This is a genomic window from Shigella sp. FC1661 (genome assembly GCF_001712525.1).
In the GTDB taxonomy this organism is placed as follows: Bacteria; Pseudomonadota; Gammaproteobacteria; order Enterobacterales; family Enterobacteriaceae; genus Escherichia; species Escherichia coli.
Map to the genome: position 1 here is coordinate 1 of NZ_MDGW01000211.1, position 3,381 is coordinate 3,381.

Here is a 3,381-nt window from a genome sequence, read left to right on the forward strand (position 1 = left end):
TTTGCCGTTACGCACCACCCCGTCAGTAGCTGAACAGGAGGGACAGCTGATAGAAACAGAAGCCACTGGAGCACCTCAAAAACACCATCATACACTAAATCAGTAAGTTGGCAGCATCACCCTAGCGATAAATATCCGCGCTGGCGTGCATATTGCCGTTACTCCCCGGTTCCCGCATCAGAATTACGTGGTAGTACGTTGCGCCCTGCGCATCTGTCTCTTCATTTAATGCCTGACGTGCTTCGCTTTCAGTGGCGAAATTATGATTGATATAAATCACGCCTAAGCTCTGTACGTCGTCCATATTTCTGGCCTGGTGGTTATTAATTTCAATGGCTGCCCATGTATTTGCACTTAGCAAAAGCACAGCCAGAAGGGCTAAAACACGACTGAACATAGATACCTCCTCGACGGCTGACTTTGTGTGCTCTCCTCTGTGATGATCTTCTGATTTAATTTTAATCAATGATAAAGAAGTTGATGGTGACCATTTCTGATGCAGTTGTTCGAAAAAACACTGTGACGGAATGTGATGAACTTCAAATCAGCGAGTTAGTTCTTTTGAGCGAAAGATGAGATTTATTTGTCGGCTGGCCTTGAGTTTAGTGGGGCATACAAGTACTATAACGCGTCATTTTTCAGCCGACCTTTAACACGTTCCTTGCCTCCCCGGGATTCGGCTGACCCAGACAGGAGGCTGAATAATCCGTAAGGAGCAATTCGATGCGTCATTACGAAATCGTTTTTATGGTCCATCCTGACCAGAGCGAACAGGTTCCGGGCATGATCGAGCGCTACACTGCTGCCATCACTGGTGCAGAAGGCAAGATCCACCGTCTGGAAGACTGGGGCCGCCGTCAGCTGGCTTACCCGATCAACAAACTGCACAAAGCACACTACGTTCTGATGAACGTTGAAGCTCCGCAGGAAGTGATCGATGAGCTGGAAACTACCTTCCGCTTCAACGATGCCGTTATCCGCAGCATGGTTATGCGTACCAAGCACGCTGTTACCGAAGCATCTCCGATGGTTAAAGCGAAAGACGAGCGCCGTGAGCGTCGCGATGATTTCGCAAACGAAACCGCTGATGATGCTGAAGCTGGGGATTCTGAAGAGTAATTTCTGATGACCAACCGTCTGGTGTTGTCCGGCACCGTGTGCAGGACTCCCCTTCGAAAGGTCAGTCCATCAGGAATTCCTCACTGCCAGTTCGTGCTTGAGCATCGTTCTGTGCAGGAGGAAGCCGGTTTTCACCGGCAGGCGTGGTGCCAAATGCCCGTTATTGTTAGCGGACACGAAAACCAGGCCATTACTCACAGTATAACGGTCGGCAGTCGCATAACCGTTCAGGGGTTCATTTCATGCCACAAGGCAAAGAACGGACTGAGCAAAATGGTTTTGCATGCCGAGCAGATTGAATTGATAGATTCTGGAGACTAGCCATATGGCACGTTATTTCCGTCGTCGCAAGTTCTGCCGTTTCACCGCGGAAGGCGTTCAAGAGATCGACTATAAAGATATCGCTACGCTGAAAAACTACATCACCGAAAGCGGTAAGATTGTCCCAAGCCGTATCACCGGTACCCGTGCAAAATACCAGCGTCAGCTGGCTCGCGCTATCAAACGCGCTCGCTACCTGTCCCTGCTGCCGTACACTGATCGCCATCAGTAATCGGTCACGGTCCATTAATACGACTTTGAGAGGATAAGGTAATGCAAGTTATTCTGCTTGATAAAGTAGCAAACCTGGGTAGCCTAGGTGATCAGGTAAACGTTAAAGCGGGCTATGCTCGTAACTTCCTGGTACCGCAGGGTAAAGCTGTTCCAGCTACCAAGAAAAACATTGAATTCTTCGAAGCACGTCGCGCTGAACTGGAAGCTAAACTGGCTGAAGTTCTGGCAGCTGCTAATGCTCGCGCTGAGAAAATCAATGCACTGGAAACTGTTACCATCGCGTCTAAAGCTGGCGACGAAGGTAAACTGTTCGGTTCCATCGGTACTCGCGACATCGCTGACGCTGTAACTGCAGCTGGCGTTGAAGTGGCTAAGAGCGAAGTTCGTCTGCCGAACGGCGTTCTGCGTACCACTGGCGAACACGAAGTGAGCTTCCAGGTTCACAGCGAAGTATTCGCGAAAGTGATCGTAAACGTAGTAGCTGAATAATTCGTTATTCAACGAGACGTAAAAACGCCGACCATTGGTCGGCGTTTTGCTTTCTATTTTTCGTCAGGTATTAGTTTCGCAAGTAGATCCATTCACCATTCTCTTGTGTCCATAAGTCAGGATGGTTTGCTGGCGTTAGATGCATACGATCACTCCTTATGTCTCGGTCCTGCGGCACTCGCTCGAAACCTAAACCCGAGTAGATTGCTGCTGAATTTGATAAGGAACGCAGACCAATTTTCAAATCATGGGGTAAATCAGAATACGCGTTTAGCAATGCAGCAATGATGAATCCGAGGGCATTAGAAACGCCTGTAACAGTGCGAAGTTGGTCGATATAAAGATCGATTGTTGGTAGTTCAGATGACCAGCAATTAGGCATTTGGGCAGGAAGGGTTACAACGTATCCTATCGTTTGGCCGGTATAGTCTGGAGTACCATAACCAGGTCCCAAAACCACTTTGTGTATTGTGTATTTACTGTTGGGTTCGAAGGATTCGACATCTTGCAATAAATATTTCAGTTCTGCGGTTAACCTCGCACCCGCGTAAGCTTTATTGTATTTCTGGGCGTGAATATTATCTAATGTAGCTTCATGGTTCCATCCAAAAGAATTATCACCATTCATTGTTACTCCATCGTAAGCATTACACTTCGTTGCTAACTTATTGAATGCTTGCCAGTCAGAGAGATCTAGTTTGTGGATCTCAACAGTACGTCTGCCATCGCAATTATGATCTCTTCCACGATTTGACAGTAATGTAGCGCGTGCGTATTGATGAAATTTTAATTTTGCTGGTTTGTCGGTGGACGAAAAACGAGGTAAATATGCGGGGAATGAATAAATAGTTGTTGGTAATGTCATTTTATTGTTGCCTGTTTAATGTTTTTACAAATATCGCAGTTGAATGGGTAATGACTCCAACTTACTGATAGTGTTTTATGTTCAGATAATGCCCGATGACCTTGTCATGCAGCTCCACCGATTTTGAGAACGACAGTGACTTCCGTCCCAGCCTTGCCAGATGTTGTCTCAGATTCAGATTATGTCGCTCAATGCGCTGAGTGTAACGCTTGCTGATAACGTGCAGCTTTCCCTTCAGGCGTGATTCATACAGCGGCCAGCCATCCGTCATCCATACCACGACCTCAAAGGCCGACAGCAGGCTCAGAAGACGCTCCAGTGTGGCCAGAGTGCGTTCACCGAAGACGTGCGCC

Annotated in this window: 7 protein-coding genes and 1 pseudogene; 4 read left to right on the top strand and 4 right to left on the bottom strand. The window is 47.6% G+C overall.

Features of this window, described 5'->3' with window-relative positions; translation table 11 throughout:
• The coding region (locus tag BFF42_RS13010) for an IS1 family transposase (protein WP_096257578.1) at window positions 1-66 on the bottom strand (66 nt) is incomplete at its 3' end.
• Between the two features lie 55 nt (window positions 67-121).
• Entirely contained in the window at window positions 122-397 is a 276-nt protein-coding gene (yjfY, locus tag BFF42_RS13015; RefSeq protein WP_000492914.1) for a DUF1471 family protein YjfY, read from the bottom strand.
• A gap of 326 nt (window positions 398-723) precedes the next feature.
• Here yjfY and rpsF point away from each other — a divergent pair, with 326 nt between their 5' ends.
• Genes rpsF through rplI form a run of 4 tightly spaced genes read left to right on the top strand, consistent with a single transcriptional unit; the run spans window position 724 to window position 2,163 of the window.
• Entirely contained in the window at window positions 724-1,119 is a 396-nt protein-coding gene (rpsF, locus tag BFF42_RS13020; RefSeq protein WP_001216676.1) for a 30S ribosomal protein S6, read from the top strand.
• A gap of 6 nt (window positions 1,120-1,125) precedes the next feature.
• On the top strand, window positions 1,126-1,440 hold the full coding sequence (priB, locus tag BFF42_RS13025) for a primosomal replication protein N (protein WP_001296681.1): 315 nt from the start codon (window positions 1,126-1,128) through the stop codon (window positions 1,438-1,440).
• 4 nt (window positions 1,441-1,444) lie between these two features.
• Window positions 1,445-1,672, top strand: a complete 228-nt coding sequence (gene rpsR / locus BFF42_RS13030; RefSeq protein ID WP_000135199.1) for a 30S ribosomal protein S18 — start codon at window positions 1,445-1,447, stop codon at window positions 1,670-1,672.
• A 41-nt stretch (window positions 1,673-1,713) separates the two neighbouring features.
• A complete protein-coding gene (gene rplI, locus BFF42_RS13035; protein ID WP_001196062.1) occupies window positions 1,714-2,163 on the top strand; it encodes a 50S ribosomal protein L9 in 450 nt (149 codons plus the stop codon).
• 70 nt (window positions 2,164-2,233) lie between these two features.
• Here rplI and BFF42_RS13040 read toward each other — a convergent pair whose 3' ends face one another.
• Window positions 2,234-3,028, bottom strand: a complete 795-nt coding sequence (locus BFF42_RS13040) for a DUF2686 family protein (protein WP_000174713.1) — start codon at window positions 3,026-3,028, stop codon at window positions 2,234-2,236.
• A gap of 61 nt (window positions 3,029-3,089) precedes the next feature.
• Window positions 3,090-3,381, bottom strand: a pseudogene (locus tag BFF42_RS13045) (IS1-like element IS1X2 family transposase); the annotation flags it as partial.

What these genes read in the sequence shown, in the direction of transcription:
- yjfY (WP_000492914.1), bottom strand. Translation starts at nt 397, where the DNA reads ATGTTCAGTCGTGTTTTAGCCCTTCTGGCTGTGCTTTTGCTAAGTGCA.
- rpsF (WP_001216676.1), top strand. Translation starts at nt 724, where the DNA reads ATGCGTCATTACGAAATCGTTTTTATGGTCCATCCTGACCAGAGCGAA.
- priB (WP_001296681.1), top strand. Translation starts at nt 1,126, where the DNA reads ATGACCAACCGTCTGGTGTTGTCCGGCACCGTGTGCAGGACTCCCCTT.
- rpsR (WP_000135199.1), top strand. Translation starts at nt 1,445, where the DNA reads ATGGCACGTTATTTCCGTCGTCGCAAGTTCTGCCGTTTCACCGCGGAA.
- rplI (WP_001196062.1), top strand. Translation starts at nt 1,714, where the DNA reads ATGCAAGTTATTCTGCTTGATAAAGTAGCAAACCTGGGTAGCCTAGGT.
- BFF42_RS13040 (WP_000174713.1), bottom strand. Translation starts at nt 3,028, where the DNA reads ATGACATTACCAACAACTATTTATTCATTCCCCGCATATTTACCTCGT.